Below are 15,944 nucleotides of genomic sequence, written 5' to 3'. Positions count from 1 at the left end.
CCTGCAGTCTCTCCGTTCGTCCTACGGCAGTTCGCGCGCACTCACGGGGTCGGCCGTCGGCGGCAGCGCGCCGCGCAATGGGCTCGGCGCGAGTTCGCGGCCATCGGAGGCAGCCCGCGGTGGCGGGATGAGCTCGGTGCCTTCCATGCGCGTGCTGCCGCTTCGGCCCGGTGCGCGCATGGGCGGCGCGTTGGGCAGCAGCGGCGCCGCATCCACCGCGCGCAGCATGAGGTTGGCGGTGTCCGGCTGCGTGCGCTGCTGCATGCTGCGGATCTCGTCGTAGCGGCCGTAGGAGAAGGACTCGACGGAGTCTGCATCGCGCATCACGGCGGGACGCAGGAACATCATCAGGTTGCTCTTGGTGCGCGTCCGGTTCTCGTTCTTGAACAGATTGCCCACCACTGGCACGTCTCCCGCCAGCGGCACTTTCTCGATGGTGTTGTTGTAGGTGTCGGACAGCAGGCCGCCGAGCATGACCAGGCCACCGTCTTCCACAAGCACGTTCGACTCGATCGAGCGCTTGTTGGTGGTCGGGCCGTTCTGGTTGTTCACCGTGTTCTGGTCGACCGTCGAGGCCTCCTGGAAGATGGTGAGCTTCACCGTGCCGTTCTCGTTGATGGTCGGGCGCACCCGCAGCGTGAGGCCCACGTCCTTGCGCTCGACGGTGGTGAACGGATTGACGCCGACCGAACCGGCCGCGCTCGCGTACTGGCCCGTGACGAAGGGCACGTTCTGGCCGATAACGATGCGGGCTTCCTCGTTGTCCAGCGTCAGCAGGTTGGGCGTGGAGAGGATGTTGGCATCGCCGTCGCTGCTGAAGAAGTTGGCGATGGCGCCCAGCACGTACTGTCCGCCGATCCTGGCTCCGACGCCGATGTTCAGCCCCGTCGGGATCTGGCCCGCCACGCCAGCGGCGTTGCGCGTGGCCAGCGCCTGCGTCAGTGCCAGGATGTTGTTCCTGTTGAGGCTGGAATTGGTGCCGATGACCGCGTTGCGGCCCAGCGCGCTCTGCCACTGTACGCCGAAGCTCGCGGCCTTGCTGGCGTTCACTTCGACGATCAGCGCTTCGATCATCACCTGCGCGCGCCGGCCGTCGAGCCTGTCGATCACCGCGCGCATCTGCCTGTATTGCGGCTCGGAGGCGGTGATGATCAGCGAATTGGTCGACGGGTCGGCCTGGATCTGGCCGCCGGTGGAGGGCTGGTTCGCGTTGTTCAGCGGCGCGTCGGCCGCGCTCGAAGCGCCGCCCTGGCCGCCGCCCTGTCCGCCGCCGTTCGGGCCCGTCGGCGAGGCTTGCTGCTGGCCTTGCTGGGAAACGCCGCCGCCTGCGGCCTGGGTCGCGTTCTGCTGGCTCGCCGCCATCGCGGCACGCAGCGTGACGGCGAGCCGCACCGCATCCGCATTCTTCAGGTAGACCACGTAGATGTTGCCGGCGGCGCCGTTTCCGGTGTCCGCCGGCGCGCGGTCTAGTTTGTCGACCAGCGCGCGCACGAGCTGCATGCGCGCCGGGTTGGCAGCCCGCATGAGCACCGAGTTGCTGCGCGGGTCGGCCATCAGGGTGGTGCGGAACGACGAGTCCGCTGCGCTCGAAATGGGCGCCGCATCCGGCGACCCCGACGTGCCCGACATGCCTGAAATGGCCGACCCGCCCGATGCACCCGAGCTGCCGCCGTCGATCAGCCGCTGCAGCATCGGCACGATGTCGGTGGCGAGCGCGTACCGCAGTTGGATGATCTCGACGTCGGACGCGTTCGGAACATCCAGCGACGCGATGACGCGCGCGAGCCGGCGCATGTTGTCGGCGTAGTCGGTGATCACCAGCGAGTTGGTGCCCGGGTTCACGTTGATGCTGTTGTTCGGCGCGATCAGCGGGCGCAGCACCGGCAGCAGGTTGTTCGGCGACTCGTAGTTGAGCCTGAAGATCTGCGTGACGACCTGGTTGCCGGCGTTCGACGGGATGGCGCCGATCGAGGTATTGACGGTGCCGCTCTGCAGCTTGGCGCTGGCCTCGGGCACCACCTTGTAGAGCCCTTCGGCTTCCACCAGGGCGAAGCCGCGCAGGCGCAGCGCGAGGGCGAACTGGTCGAAGGCCGCGGCCGGCAGGATCGCTCGCTCGGTGACGAGGTTCATCGTGCCCTTCACCCGCGGGTCGATCGCCACGTCGCGGCCGGTGACCACTGCCATGGTGCGGGCCACCGCCTCGATGTCTGCGTTGAAGAAGTTCAGCGTGATGGGCTCGCCGCCGGCGGGTGCTGCCTTGGCGCTGGCGGGCGTGCGAGCTGGCGTCGGGGCGGCCGCAGCGCTGGCGGACTGCAGCGTGACCTTGAGCGAACTGCCCTGTATCTCGGTCTTGTATGAAGCGGGTTGCCACAGGTTCAGCACGACCCGGCTGCGTTCTCCCGCCTGCACGACATTGATCGAACGCAGGTTGGCCTGGTTCACCTCGACGGCTGCGCGGCCGACTTCGCTGGCGACGCCGGGAAAGTCGAGCGCGATGCGCGCAGGGTTCTGTATGGCGAATCCGCCCGGCAGCTCATCGAGCGGCTGCGCCAGGTCGATCTGGACGACCGCGGCTCCATGCTGCACGTAGCCCGACACCGCCTTGATGGTGTTCTGCGCATGGGCCAGCCCCAATGCGCCGCAGAGCAGCAAGCCGAGGCATGCGGCGCGAACGCCGCGCGCGGCGGGAAGCGATGCCTTCATGCGTCAGTGCCCGCAAGACCTGCGGTGGCAGGGGTACTTCGCAGCTGCAAGGCTCTTTCGCCCGGGCATGGCGAGGGCTGGAGCGAACGGCTGCCTTCCGGGCCGATGGCCGGCCGGTTCCTCGTGCATGTTCGAATCGCGGAGCAAAAACGGCATCAGGGGCCGACAACGATGGTTTGAGTTTCCGCACCGATCCACATCGTTGCTGCTTGGGGCTATGCCGGAAGATGGATGCGCCGTCCGGGGCTTCCGGGCACGCATGCTCGCTGATTTGCCTTCTTGCCACTAGCCGTCTAAATGAAATTGAGAACCTCAATTTTGCATGCAATCGGCTGGCGCCCGGGCCGGGATGGCTGGCGAGGTGCCTTCACGAACTTTGCGGATGCGGCAGCGACGGGGTCCGCTCGCGGCCTTGGCCGCCATTGCAGCCCTCTGGCACGCAATGGCCCATGAGGCGAGGGGACGCTGGCGCCTGGCGCGCGAGGGCCCTTAAGATGCGCTCGCCCGCAGCGGCCGCCGGCCGCACGTGCTGCAACCGCGTCGTTCCATGCTCGAACTTCTTACCGACCCTCAGGTCTGGATCGCCTTCGCCACCCTGACCGCGCTGGAACTGGTCCTCGGTATCGACAACATCATCTTCATCTCGATCCTGGTCGACAAGCTGCCCGTGGCCCAGCGGGAGTTCGCGCGGCGCATCGGCCTTTTCATGGCCATGTTCATGCGCATCGGGCTGCTCCTGGTGCTCGCGTGGATCGTCGGCCTGGTGGCGCCGCTCTTCACCGTGTTCAGCAAGGAGATTTCGGGGCGCGACCTGATCCTCATCCTGGGCGGGCTGTTCCTCATCTGGAAGAGCACCAGCGAGGTCCACCAGTCGCTCGAAGGCGAGCATGAGCACAAGCAGAGCGCCGCCAAGGCGACCTTCGCCTCGGTGATCCTGCAGATCATGATCATCGACCTGGTGTTCTCGCTCGACTCGATCATCACCGCCGTGGGCATGGTGGACGACGTGCGCGTGATGATCGCAGCGGTGGTCGCCTCGGTGCTGCTGATGATGCTGTTCGCAGGCCCCATCGGCCGCTTCGTCTCGGCCCATCCGACCATCAAGATGCTGGCGCTGTCTTTCCTGGTGGTGGTGGGCGTCGTGCTCGTGGCCGAGGGCTTCGACCATCACGTGCCCAAGGGCTATGTGTACTTCGCGATGGCGTTCTCTCTGATCGTGGAGATGCTCAACATCCGCATGCGTACGAAGGCGGCCCGGCGCGTGGAACTGAACCCGCCGCGCATGCCTGGCGATTGAAGCGCAGGCCGCGCGGCGTTCGGTCGCCTGGCTACTGCGCCGCGACCTTCACGAACACCGAGTTCGAATAGAACCACAGGTCGCTGTAGTTGCGCGCATTGATCGCGTTGAAGCGGGCCACGTTGTCGGTGCCCGTGGTCTGCGCGTCGAACAGTGGCTCGCCGCCGGCGGTTTCGTTGGGCACGTCGGTGCCCAGGTTGGTGCCGCGCAGGCGGAAGTACTGGTTGTTGCCGGCCTTCACCGTGTAGCTCACCGTGAAGTAGCCGTCGGTATCGAGCTTCCAGTCGCTGCGCGTGAAGCGCTTGAGCACGCGCGTCGACGGGTTGGTGTCGCGCGAATAGCCCGCCGTGCCGGGCAGCTCCGGGCCTGTCACGTCGCCTGCTATCAGGTCGATGTGGTCGACCACCGGCTTCACGTTGGCGAAGATGCCGCTGCCGAGCTGGTACTCGAAGTTGTTGCGCTCCGGGCTCCTGAAGCGGATGGTGATCTTCAGGTCTTCACCTGCCTTGGCTGCCACTTCCGAACCCATCTCGCCGGAAGCCTTGGCGCCTTGCACCTTGAAGTCGAGCGCGTCGATCAGGCCGCCGTTCACCGCGAAGAGCTTGCCCGAGCGCATGGCAGCAAGCAGCGACTTCGGGTCCTTGATGTCGCCGAACAGGTGGTTCTGCGCGTACTCGCCCGGCGCATAGCCGCTGCTGTACTGGCCCTTCGAGACGGTGAAGTGGTAGTCGGAGTCGGCCACGTTCCAGATGTGGCGGCCTTCGGAGAGCAGCGCGTCCCAGGTGCCGCCGAGCTTGGCGACGAGGTAGTCGACGCCCCCGTAGGTGCGCGAGGGCAGGTTGGCGTCGGTATAGGCACTGTTGTAGCCGCCGCGGTCGGGCTCCATCTGGTTGCCGACCATGCCTTCGAGCGAGAACACGATGTTCGGCGCCAGGTCGTTCATCTCGCGCAGCTGGGCGATCGTGTACTTGCCGGGGTTGCGCGAGGGATGGTTGATCTGCAGGTAGCTGGTGTCGGGGTAGTTCTTCTTGAGCCAGGCGATCGCGGCCATGGTCTCGGCGTGCGTGTTGTAGCCGGTGCCGGCCTTCGGGCCCCATGCGGCGACGTCAGCGGCCGGGAACAGCGCCGCGTCGCGGTTGGTGAAGAGGTATTCGAACTGGCTCGCTGCCTTGAGCGCGGCGTCCGACATGGGGTTGTCGGTCAGGATGCCGACGTTGCCGTGGTCGTGCGAGGGCATGTCCCATTCGAAGGCCGCGAAGATGGTCTTGTCGGCGTACTTGCCGCTGGCCTGCAGCGCCTTGATGCGCGGCACCTGGTACTTGGCCATGCCTTCGGAGAAGGGTATCGAAGCAGCCAGCTTGTTGCCGTCGTTGTCGTACGAGGACAGGCGCAGGTGGTCCGAAATCGCGGCCCAGTCGAGGCCGAACTTGTCGAAGGCCTTGGACAGTACCTGGTCGAGCGTGGTGACCTGCTGCGTGTCGTCCGACTGCATCGTGTGGATGTGCAGGTCGCCCACGGTCCAGCGGCCGGCCGGCGCGGCCGGGCCGGGATCGGCGGCGGCGGGTGCAGGAGCGGGCGCGGGCGCGGGCGCGACGGCGGGCGGGTTGCCGGTTGCCACGGGAAGGAAGGCCGGGCCGCCGGAGCTTCCGCTGCCGCCGCCGCAGCCGGCCAGCATGAGCGTGCCGACGGCGAGGGTGGAGAACAGCGAGCGGCGGAACGGAAGGGGAGTCGAGCGAACGATCGGAGCGGTATGCATGGCGGTCAAAAAATGACGCGCACCTGAAGTGCGCGTGTCCTGGAAAGCCGCCGAGTCTGGAGGGGCGCCATGACGCTTCCATGAAATTGCAACGAAAGTTCGTTGTTTTCATGCCCATCGGAAAGATGCCGGCTGGCTTGCCGGGCCGGGGAAGGTGTGCGCTCTATAAACTGTGCCCCTCCCATGATTCCCAGCGCGCCCGCAACTTCGCTTACCGCGTCCGTCGACGATGAGATGCTGTCGCGCATGGTGCGCACCGACCAGATGGTGGCCGTGCGCCGCAGCGTGCTCGCGGCCATTCCCATCAACGTGGTGCTCAGCTGCACCGTGGCGCTGGTCGCGCTTCACGCCGGCCGGGCCTTCGAAGGGCTGATCTGGCTGCTGCTGTCGCTCGCGCTGAACGGCGTGCGCAGCTACATCAGCCGCTGGCCTTTCGCGCCCTGGCCCGGCGTCGCGGCCGAAAGCGGCGTCGCCACCTCGGCCAGCGGGCGTCCGGTCGGATGGCATCTGCGGGCCGCCGCCGCCATGGCCGGGGCGTCGGGTTGCGTCTGGGCGCTCATCCCGCTGCTGTGCGACGGCTACTCCTCGCCGCAGGCGGTGTTCTACCTGACGGTGGTGTGCGGCATCTGCGCAGGCTCGGTCACCTACGGCATCGCCTATGCGTTGGTGCCCATCAGCTTCATCACGCCGCCGCTGCTGTCGGTGGCGGGTTGCCTCGTCTTCGCGGGCGGCTTCGACAACCTGAGCCTTGCCGCGATGGTGCTGCTGTACCTCGGCGCGCTGATGCGCGGCGCGCTGCACAGCGACAGGGCCTTCCGCGAAGGAAGCCGCATCCGCAACGAAGCCACCGCCATGGCCACCCAGCTGCGGATGGCCCACGCGAAGTCGCTGGACGCGGCGCAGCAGCTGGCCTTCCGCGCATCGCACGATTCGCTCACCGGCCTGCTCAACCGCGAAGGCTTCACCGAGGCGGCAACGCTGCACCTCATGGTTCCCGACGGCCGCCAGCACGGCCTGCTGCTGCTGGACCTGGACGGCTTCAAGGCCGTGAACGACGCGTTCGGCCACAAGGCCGGCGACCGCGTGCTGCAGGACGTGGCCTCCTGGCTGCAGCGCGAGACCGAGGACATGCAGGCAGTGCTCGGGCGCTGGGGCGGCGACGAGTTCGCGGTGCTCTACGGCCTGCGCGACGAACGGCAGGCGCCCGCGGCGATCGCGCAGGCGCTGATCCGCTCTATTTCTTTCGCCACCTCGCACTACGGCGGCCACCTTGGCGTGAGCATCGGCATCTCCGTCTCGGGCGAGGCGGGTTTCGCCGACATGATCAGCTTCGCCGACGAGGCCCTGCACGAGGCCAAGCGCACCGGACGCAACCGCTACCAGGTCTTCGACAACGCGCTCAACCAGCGCCTGGCCACGCGCCGGGACGTGGAGCGCGACCTGCTCCAGGCCATCGGGACGCGCGACATCGGCGTGTGGTACCAGCCCATCATGACCAGCGACGGGCGGGAGGTGCACAGCCTGGAGGCGCTGATGCGCTGGAACCACCCGCGCCACGGCCAGATCGCCCCGGAAGACGTGATCCACGCCGCCGCGAGCACCGGTGTTGCCGAGCCGCTGTTGCGGCACCTGGTCGACGAGGTCTGCCGGGGCATGCGCCAGCTGGAGGCGGCGGGCTCGAGCCTGGCGGGCGTGCCGGTGGCGATCAACGTCTCGCCGCGCGAGATGGCGCAGCTTGCGGTGGACGACATCGTGCTCGGCATGCTGAAGCTGCGCGGCATCGCGCCGCGCCGGCTGCAGATCGAAATCACGGAGGAGGTGGCGCTGGACACCCATGCCACGCGCGGGCGGCTGAGCGCGCTGTCGGCCGCGGGCGTGGCGATCGTGGTGGACGACTTCGGCGTGGGCTTCTCGTCGCTGGCTTCGCTGCGCAGCGAGTACGTGCGGCAGGTCAAGATCGACCGCAGCTTCATCCTCGACCTGTCGTCCTCGCCGGGCAACGAGGTGCTGGTGGACTCCATCGTCCAGCTCGGGCATTCGCTCGGAGTCCAGGTGGTGGCCGAGGGCGTGGAGACGCAGGCCGAGCTCGATGTGTTGCGCAACCTGGGCTGCGGCCTGGTGCAGGGCTATCACCTGGCGCGGCCCGCGCCGCTGCCTGATGTGATGGCCTGGGCGACGGCGCGTTCGGCGCCAGTGCCCGTCAAGGCGGGTTGAGGCGGGCCGAGCAGCCCGCCGGTTCGATCAGGCCAGCAGGTCGCTGAGCGTGCGCGCGATCACCTTGGTGGCGCGGCGCAGGTCTTCGAGCACCACGCGCTCGTCGCTGCGCTTGGCGTGCGATTCGAGCACCGTGCGCGGGCCGGCGCCGTAGATCACGCCGGGAATGCCGGCTTCCACGTACAGGCGCACGTCGGTGTACAGCGGTGTGCCCATGGCCTTGATCGGCTCGCCGAACAGCTCGCCGCCGTGCTTCTGGATCGCATCGACCAGCGGCTTGTTGCCGGCCAGCGGCTTCATCGAGTTGGCCAGCAGCAGGCGCTTGATCTCCACCGTGATGCCTTCGCTCTCGGCGGCGGCGTCTGCGATCACCTTGCGGATGTTGGCCTCGACCTCGACCGGGTTCTCCTCGGGGATCATGCGGCGGTCGAGCTTGAACACCACCTTGCCCGGAACCACGTTGGTGTTGGTGCCGCCTTCGATGCGGCCGACGTTGAGGTACGGGTGCGTGATGCCCTCGACCTTCGAGGTGACCTGCTTGTAGAGCGTGTTCTGCGCGTACAGCGCGTTCAGGATCTTCGTTGCGCCCTGCAGCGCGTCGATGCCGGTGGCCGGCACGGCGGCGTGGGCCATCTTGCCGTGCACCGTCACTTCCATCTGCAGGCAGCCGTTGTGGGCCGTGACCACTTCGTAGCTGAAGCCGGCCGCGATCATCAGGTCGGGCTTGGTCAGGCTCTTCTCGAGCAGCCAGCCCGGGCCCAGGATCCCGCCGAATTCCTCGTCGTAGGTGAAGTGCAGCTCGATGCTGCCCTTGGCCGGCTTGGCCACGGCTTCGAGCGCGCGCAGCGCGAAGGTGAAGCTGGCGAAGTCGCTCTTGCTCACCGCGGCAGCACGGCCGTAGAGGCTGCCGTCGACGATCTCGCCGCCGTACGGATCGTGCGTCCAGCCTTCGCCGGGCGGCACCACGTCGCCGTGCGCGTTCAGCGCCACCGTGCGGCCGCCGTCGCCGTACTTGCGGCGCACGATCAGGTTGGTGATGGACTCGAGGCCGTAGTCCTTCACTTCCTGTGCGGGCACGGCATGCTTCTCGGCCGTGAGGCCGAAGTCGTTCAGCAACTCGGCGGTGCGTTCGGCGTGCGGCGCGTTGTTGCCCGGCGGGGTGTCGGTGGGCACCTGCACCAGTTGCTGCAGGAACTTCACTTCCTCGTCGAAGTGGGCGTCGATCCAGGCGTCGAGCTTTGCGTAGTCGGTCATGTCTGTTCTTCTGTGAGTCAGTGGGCTGCCTGCTCGGTGGCGAGGCCTTCAAGCAAAAGCTGGAAGGCTTGCACGGCAAGCTGGATGTCGTCGTTGGTGCTCGATTCGAGCGGGTTGTGGCTGATGCCCGAGTTGATGCCGCGCACGAACAGCATCGCCTGCGGCATCACCTCGTGCAGCTTCATGGCGTCGTGGCCGGCGCCGCTGGGCATGCGGAAGAGCGGAATGCCCAGCGCGTCGACGGCCTTTTCCCAGCGCTGCTGCCAGGCAGGATCGCTGGGGGCGGCGGATGCGCGCATCGTTTCCTCGAGCTCGTAGCGCACGCCGCGTCGTTCGCAGATGTCCTTCAGCGCATTGACCACATCGGTGGCCAGCGCATCGCGCTGCTCATTGTTCGGCGCGCGCAGGTCGAGGCTGAACTTGCAGCGCCCGGGCACCACGTTGATCGAGCCGCTGGGCACTTCGAGCATGCCGACGGTGCCGACCGAGTCGCCGTCCTTGGCCGCGCGCTGCTCTGTGTAGAGGATCAGCTCGGCCACGGCCGCGGCCGCGTCGCGGCGGCGGTCCATCGGCGTGGTGCCGGCGTGGCTGGCCATGCCGACCACCTCGCCCACGTAGCGCACACTGCCGTTGATGGAAGTGACGATGCCCAGCGGCAGGTCGAGCTCGGTGAGCACCGGTCCCTGTTCGATGTGCACCTCGACGAAGCCGAGGTAACGGGCCGGGTCGCGCTGGATCTTCGGAATGTCTTCCAGCTTCAGGCCGGCGTGCTGCATGGCCTCGCGCATGGTGATGCCGTCGGCGTCCTTCTGGTCGAGCCAGCGCTGGTCGAAGTGGCCGATGAGCGCGCCCGAGCCCAGGAAGGTCGCCTTGTAGCGCTGGCCTTCCTCCTCGGCGAAGCCCACCACCTCGAAGGCGAAGGGCAGGCGCCTGTTCTGGCGCTTGAGTTCGCGCACGCAGGCCATCGGCACGAAGATGCCGAGGCGGCCGTCGTACTTGCCGCCGTTGCGCACGGTGTCGTAGTGGGAGCCTGTGAGCAGGGTCTTCGCGTCGGGCGTCGCGCCAGAACCTTCGATGAAGCCTGCGGCTTCATAGCGGCCCACCACGTTGCCGACCGCGTCGATGTGCACCGAGTCGAAGCCCACGTCGCGCATCCAGCCCGAGATCTGCGCGGCGCAGGCGCGGTGCGCGTCGGTCAGGTAGGTGACGGTAAGCTGGCCTTTTTCGGCATAGCCGGGGTCGGTGTGCACCGAGAGCTGCTCCTGCCAGTCCCACACGTCGTTGCCGAGCGTGATGTCGGCGGCGAACTTGTCGTCCAGGCGGATCTCGGCAATGCGATGGATGTTGCGCAGCGCCTCGCCGAGTTCGAAATCGGGGTGGTTGTGCAGCCGGCGCGCGAAGGTCTCGATGATCTCGCGCTTGGCCAGCCCCGTGCCGCGCGGGCCGCGCACCGCGAGGATGAACGGGAAGCCGAACTTCGCGTTGTAGTCGGCGTTGAGCTGCTGGATCTTCGCGAACTCCTCGGGCGTGCAGTCGGTCAGGCCGGCCTTGCTCTGCTCGTTGGTCGATTCGGCCGTGAGCGTCTTACTGACCATGGCCTTGCCGGCGAGCTCGGGGTGAGCGCGGATCAGGCCGATCTGCTCGTCGGCCGACGAGGCGGCCAGCGCCTGCACCAGCGCGTGCTTGAGGTGCGCGAGCGAGCGGAAGGGGCGGGCAGCGAGTGCGCGCTCGGCGATCCACGGCGAGTGCTCGTAGATGCCGTCGAGCAGCGCGACGGCTTCGGCCGGCGCCGCGGCGTTGAGTTGGGCGATGGTGAGGCTCATGATGCGGCTCCGGCTTCGAAAGGATGTGCCTGCTTCCAGTGGCGTGCGATGTCCACGCGGCGGCAGACCCACACCTTGTCGTGGCTGGCGATGTGGTCGAGGAAGCGCTGCAGCGCGGTGATGCGCCCGGGCCGTCCGAGCAGGCGGCAGTGCATGCCGATGCTCATCATCTTGGGGCTGTCGTCGCCGTTCGGGTCGCCTTCGGCATAGAGCGCGTCGAACGTGTCCTTCATGTACTGGAAGAACGGATCGGCGTGCGAGTAGCCTTGCGGCAGCGCGAAGCGCATGTCGTTGCAGTCGAGCGTGTAGGGCACGATGAGCTGCGGCACCACGGTGCCGTCGGTCTTCTGCACCTTCATCCAGAAGGGGAGGTCGTCGCCGTAGTAGTCGCTGTCGTACTCGAAGCCGCCGTAATCGGCCACGAGGCGGCGGGTGCGCGGGCTGTCGCGGCCGGTGTACCAGCCCAGGGCGCGCTCGCCGGTGAGCTTCTCGATGGCTTCCATGCCCAGTCGCATGTGCTCGCGCTCGGTGGCTTCGTCGATGTTCTGGTAGTGGATCCAGCGCCAGCCGTGGCAGGCGATCTCGTGGCCCAGCTCCTTGAAGGCGGCGGTCAGCTCCGGATAGCGCTCCAGCGCCATGCCCACACCGAACACGGTCAGCGGCAGGCCACGCTTCTCGAACTCGCGCAGGATGCGCCACACGCCGGCACGCGAGCCGTACTCGTAGATGCCTTCCATGCTGATGTGCCGGTCGGGGAAGCTCGCCGGGTTGAACATCTCGGAGAGGAACTGCTCGGAGCCCGCGTCGCCGTGCAGCGTGGCGTTCTCGCCGCCTTCCTCGTAGTTCAGCACGAACTGCACGGCGACGCGGGCGCCGCCGGGCCAGCGGGCATGGGGCGGGTTGCGGCCGTAGCCGATCAGGTCGCGCGGGTAGGGCAGGGTGGAGTCGTAGACGGTCATTGTGTGGATCAGGACAGCGCCAGCGAGATGTCGTTGGTCGGGACCTTGCGGTCGAAGGTGAGGTTGGCCTCGACGTGCTCGAGGTGTTCGGTCATGAGGCGCACGGCGCGCTCCTCGTCGCGTGCCGCCAGGGCCTTCACGATGTCGGCGTGCTCGTCGTTGGAGTGCTCGGCCGCGCTGGCGCTCTGGTACATCAGCGTGATGAGGGCGCAGCGCGAGATGAGCTCGCCCAGGATCTGCGCCAGCACCTGGTTGCCCATGAGCTCGGCCATGCGCACGTGGAAGTCGCCGAGCAGCTCGGTGCGCCCGGAAACGTCTTCGCCCGACACGGCGGACTTCTCCAGCGCCACGTGCTCCTTCAGCGCCTTGATCTTGGCGGGCGTGACTGTGCGCACGAACTCGCGCGTCATCTCGGCCTCGAGCATGCGGCGCACGGCGAACACCTGCTTGGCCTCGTCGACCGCGGGCGCCGCCACGAAGGCGCCGCGCGCGGGCTCCAGCCGGATGAGCTTGTTCTGCGAGAGCTGGAAGAGCGCCTGGCGCACCAGCGTGCGCGAGACACCGAAGTGATCGGCCAGCTTCTGCTCGGCCAGCTTGGTGCCGGGCTGAAGCCGGTGCTCGACGATGGCCTTCGTGAGGGCATCGACGATCGAACGGGTGGTGGAGGACTCCATGTTTTTCATGATAGACCCAAAGCCGGTAACTGTATACACTTTTGTCCACCGGAATTTCCCGCACCCCCGATCCGACCCTTTCGGACTTTCAAGGAGCGCCCCATGGGCCTGAGCACTCACGTACTGGACACGATGCATGGCGGCCCCGCGGCCGGCATGGAGGTCGCGCTCTACACCACAGACGGCGACGCCGCCACGCTGGTGAAGCGCTTCACGCTGAATTCGGACGGCCGCAGCGACGGGCCGCTCTACGACAACAACTCGCTGAAGGTCGGCACCTACCGCCTGGTGTTCGACGTGGCCGGCTACTTCAAGGCCCTGGGCGTCAAGCTGCCGGAGCCGAACTTCCTGAACAAGGTGTCGCTGGACTTCGGCGTGGCCCACACCGACCAGCACTACCACGTGCCGCTGCTGGTGAGCCCGTGGAGCTACTCCACGTACCGCGGCTCCTGACGCAAGGCGTCAGTCCCCTTGCTGCTGGCCTTCTGTCAGGGTGTCGAGTTGGAAGCGGCCGCTTTCGTCCCACAGCCAGGTGTCCGTCCATGTGACGGTGCCCATGCGCGTGGCCGGCGGGAAGGGCGATGCCTTCAGCACCATGCGCTCGATCTCGGCGATGACCTCGGGCGCATGCTTGGGAGCACGCAGCCAGCGCATCGAGCGCACCTTGCCGCCCGCATCGATGCTCACCTCGAGCGTGCCGACCGCATAGAGCATCGGCGGCAGCTGGCCCTTGTAGACGCGCGAGCGGTTGGCTTCATAGACATGGCGCGCGGCATCGCGGCGGTAGTCGCGGGCGGAGGAAGCGCTCGACGCCCGCGGCACCGGGCCTGCCCCCACATCGCCGCTGGCCCCGCTCAGTTGGCCGGGGACCGACCCGGTGGAACCGCAGCCTGCGAGCCACAGGGCCGAAACAACAGAAGCTGCAAGTGCGAGGCGGCGAGGCGTAAGCTGGCGATTCATGGCCGGGTTTATACCGTGAGTCGTCGCGCGCCCGGCAACCGAAGGTATCGATGACGATGAGCGGTGCGGTCGATCAATTGCTGGCGCGCCTGCGCCACGAAGACGCGGTGCTGGTGCGCGTCGAGTCCACGCAGGGCTCGGCGCCGCGCGAGGCCGGGACCTGGATGGCCGTGTGGACCGACGGCCTCACCGCCACCATCGGCGGTGGGCAGCTGGAGTTCCAGGCGACCAAGGAAGCGCGCGAGCTGCTGGCCGGCACGCGCAAGCCCTTCGACGGCATCCAGCGCTATCCGCTCGGGCCCAGCCTGGGGCAGTGCTGCGGCGGGGTGATGTTCCTCTCCTACGAGCGCATCACGGCCGCCGATGCGCCGAGGCTGCAGCAGGATCTGCTCGCGCAGCTCGAGCCCGTGGCCCTCTTCGGCGGCGGGCACGTGGGCGCGGCGCTGGCCCGCCTGCTGTCGACGCTGCCGTTCTCGGTGCGCTGGATCGACAGCCGCGAAGGCGTCTTCCCCGACGAGCTGCCCGCGCAGATCGACACCGAGCATTCCGAGCCGGTGCAGGACGCCGTGGCCGCGCTCGCGCCGGGCAGCCGCGTGCTCATCATGAGCTTCAGCCACGCCGAAGACCTGGACATCGTCATCGCCTGCCTGAAGCGCCTGCGCGAGCGAAACGACCTGCCCTACGTCGGCCTGATCGGCAGCAAGACCAAGTGGGCTACCTTCAGCCACCGCCTGGAGGCGCGCGGCTTCACGGCGGACGAACTGGCCCGCATCACCTGCCCGATCGGCGTGCCCGGCATCACGGGCAAGGAGCCCGAGGTCATTGCCGTGGCAGTGGCGGCACAGTTGTTGCAATCGCTGGGCTGAACAGGGTTTTCCCGGCGGTCGCGCCCTGAAAAAGCCCCCCGTCCCTTGCCAAAACTGTATACACTTTCGGTCCACAACAAGCCGCAGCGGAGCGAGGCCCATCTTTCCATGGAGCCTGCGTTCGCGGCACTTTCTCTGCTTACAGCGCCCGCGGTGGTGAGCAGGCTGAAATCCCTTTGGAGCGCCCCACGCGCCTGAAGGGCTGCGAGAGAGCGTATGGAAAGCTACTACCTCGACTGGGCCAACCTGCTGCTGCGCTGGGTCCACGTCATCACCGCCATCGCCTGGATCGGCGCCTCCTTCTACTTCGTGATGCTGGACAACAGCCTCGAGAAGCCGCAGGACCCCGAATCGCTCGACAAGGGCGTGGGCGGCGAGCAGTGGGCCGTGCACGGCGGCGGCTTCTACAACATGCAGAAGTACGCCTTGGCGCCCAAGAAGCTGCCGGACCACCTGCACTGGTCGTACTGGGAGAGCTACTCCACCTGGATCACGGGTTTCTCGCTCTTCACCATGTCGTACCTGTGGAACGCGAGCACCTACCTCATCGACAAGTCGAAGATGGACTGGCAGCCCGGCGCCGCCATCGCCGTGGCGCTGGCCTTCTTCGTCGTGTTCTGGATGGTCTACGACGGCATCTGCCAGATCTTCGGGCGCCGCAAGCACGGCGACACCATCGTCGGCGTGCTGATCGCCGTCTTCATCGCCTTCGCGACCTGGCTGGCCTGCCAGTGGTTCGCGGGCCGCGCGGCCTTCCTGCTGGTGGGCGCCATGATGGCCACGACCATGAGCGGCAACGTGTTCTTCTGGATCATTCCCGGCCAGCGCAAGAACGTGGCGGCTCTGCGCGAAGGCAAACCGGTCGATCCGGTGCACGGCCAGCGCGGCAAGCAGCGCAGCGTGCACAACACCTACTTCACGCTGCCGGTGCTGTTCGCGATGCTGAGCAACCACTACAGCTTCGCCTACACGCACAAGTACAACTGGATCGTGCTGCTGCTGATCATGCTCGGCGGCGCGGCCATCCGCCAGTTCTTCGTGGTGCGGCACCGCTTCAAGCTGGGCAACGCGGGCAATCCGCTGCCCTACGCGATGGTCGGCATCGTGGTGCTGGGGCTGACCATCGTCTGGATGAAGCCCGAGCCGGCCGCCGCGCCCGCTGTGGCTGCCACTGCTCCGGCCGTGCAGTTCAAGGACGTGCAGAAGGTGCTCGAGCAGCGCTGCTTCATGTGCCACGGTGCCGCCGTGCAGATGAAGAACGTGCGCGTCGATTCGCCCGAACAGGTTTCTGCCCATGCACAGGCCATCTACCAGCAGGTGGTGGTCACCAAGATCATGCCGATGAACAACGCCACGGGCATCACCGACGAAGAGCGGGCCCTGATCGGCCGCTGGTTCCAGGGCGGCGCAAAGACCAACTAGTCAGACAGAAGTTGAC

Annotated in this window: 12 protein-coding genes; 5 read left to right on the top strand and 7 right to left on the bottom strand. The window is 67.3% G+C overall.

The genetic code is table 11. From position 1 onward, the window contains the following. Nucleotides 1-21: 21 nt before the first annotated feature. The gene (gene gspD / locus ACHMXA_RS25435; RefSeq protein WP_395316799.1) at nucleotides 22-2,703 is read right to left on the bottom strand and encodes a type II secretion system secretin GspD; all 2,682 of its coding nucleotides are present in this window, start codon (nucleotides 2,701-2,703) and stop codon (nucleotides 22-24) included. Between the two features lie 547 nt (nucleotides 2,704-3,250). Here gspD and ACHMXA_RS25430 point away from each other — a divergent pair. After that, nucleotides 3,251-4,000 (top strand): TerC family protein, encoded by a 750-nt coding sequence (locus ACHMXA_RS25430; protein ID WP_395316798.1) that lies wholly within the window; start codon nucleotides 3,251-3,253, stop codon nucleotides 3,998-4,000. A gap of 31 nt (nucleotides 4,001-4,031) precedes the next feature. Here ACHMXA_RS25430 and ACHMXA_RS25425 read toward each other — a convergent pair whose 3' ends face one another. Next, entirely contained in the window at nucleotides 4,032-5,756 is a 1,725-nt protein-coding gene (locus tag ACHMXA_RS25425; protein ID WP_395316797.1) for an S-layer protein, read from the bottom strand. Nucleotides 5,757-5,939: 183 nt separating this feature from the next. Between ACHMXA_RS25425 and ACHMXA_RS25420 the strand changes: the two genes are divergently transcribed. Continuing rightward, nucleotides 5,940-7,970, top strand: a complete 2,031-nt coding sequence (locus ACHMXA_RS25420; protein ID WP_395316796.1) for a putative bifunctional diguanylate cyclase/phosphodiesterase — start codon at nucleotides 5,940-5,942, stop codon at nucleotides 7,968-7,970. A gap of 27 nt (nucleotides 7,971-7,997) precedes the next feature. On the opposite strand, the gene ACHMXA_RS25415 is transcribed toward ACHMXA_RS25420, so the two are convergent. The 4 genes from ACHMXA_RS25415 to ACHMXA_RS25400 are packed head-to-tail and all read right to left on the bottom strand — an operon-like array spanning nucleotide 7,998 to nucleotide 12,689. Beyond that, nucleotides 7,998-9,224, bottom strand: a complete 1,227-nt coding sequence (locus ACHMXA_RS25415) for a M20 family metallopeptidase (RefSeq protein ID WP_395316795.1) — start codon at nucleotides 9,222-9,224, stop codon at nucleotides 7,998-8,000. 17 nt (nucleotides 9,225-9,241) lie between these two features. Further along, nucleotides 9,242-11,047: a 2-oxo-4-hydroxy-4-carboxy-5-ureidoimidazoline decarboxylase gene (gene uraD, locus ACHMXA_RS25410; protein WP_395316794.1), complete on the bottom strand. Its 1,806-nt coding sequence runs from the start codon at nucleotides 11,045-11,047 to the stop codon at nucleotides 9,242-9,244. Next, the gene (gene puuE, locus ACHMXA_RS25405; protein WP_395316793.1) at nucleotides 11,044-12,006 is read right to left on the bottom strand and encodes an allantoinase PuuE; all 963 of its coding nucleotides are present in this window, start codon (nucleotides 12,004-12,006) and stop codon (nucleotides 11,044-11,046) included. Before puuE ends, uraD begins: the two co-directional genes overlap by 4 nt. Before the next feature lie 8 nt (nucleotides 12,007-12,014). After that, nucleotides 12,015-12,689 carry a GntR family transcriptional regulator gene (locus ACHMXA_RS25400; protein ID WP_019655080.1) on the bottom strand — a complete coding sequence of 225 codons (675 nt, stop codon included), beginning with the start codon at nucleotides 12,687-12,689 and terminating at the stop codon, nucleotides 12,015-12,017. Between the two features lie 93 nt (nucleotides 12,690-12,782). On the opposite strand from ACHMXA_RS25400, the gene uraH reads away from it, so the two are divergent. Then, nucleotides 12,783-13,133, top strand: coding sequence for a hydroxyisourate hydrolase (gene uraH / locus ACHMXA_RS25395; protein WP_126024297.1), 351 nt, complete (start codon nucleotides 12,783-12,785; stop codon nucleotides 13,131-13,133). Nucleotides 13,134-13,142: 9 nt separating this feature from the next. Here the strand turns inward: uraH and ACHMXA_RS25390 are convergent, their stop codons facing one another. After that, the gene (locus tag ACHMXA_RS25390; RefSeq protein WP_176662777.1) at nucleotides 13,143-13,640 is read right to left on the bottom strand and encodes a hypothetical protein; all 498 of its coding nucleotides are present in this window, start codon (nucleotides 13,638-13,640) and stop codon (nucleotides 13,143-13,145) included. Nucleotides 13,641-13,696: 56 nt separating this feature from the next. On the opposite strand from ACHMXA_RS25390, the gene xdhC reads away from it, so the two are divergent. Together xdhC and ACHMXA_RS25380 are read left to right on the top strand one after the other, a co-directional pair. Next, nucleotides 13,697-14,506 carry a xanthine dehydrogenase accessory protein XdhC gene (gene xdhC, locus ACHMXA_RS25385; RefSeq protein ID WP_395316792.1) on the top strand — a complete coding sequence of 270 codons (810 nt, stop codon included), beginning with the start codon at nucleotides 13,697-13,699 and terminating at the stop codon, nucleotides 14,504-14,506. A 216-nt stretch (nucleotides 14,507-14,722) separates the two neighbouring features. Next, on the top strand, nucleotides 14,723-15,928 hold the full coding sequence (locus ACHMXA_RS25380; RefSeq protein ID WP_395316791.1) for a urate hydroxylase PuuD: 1,206 nt from the start codon (nucleotides 14,723-14,725) through the stop codon (nucleotides 15,926-15,928). Nucleotides 15,929-15,944: the final 16 nt, after the last annotated feature.

Origin of the sequence: Variovorax sp. UC74_104 (genome assembly GCF_044055375.1) — a bacterium.
GTDB lineage: Bacteria > Pseudomonadota > Gammaproteobacteria > Burkholderiales > Burkholderiaceae_C > Variovorax.
This window is presented reverse-complemented; position numbering and strand designations above follow the sequence as displayed.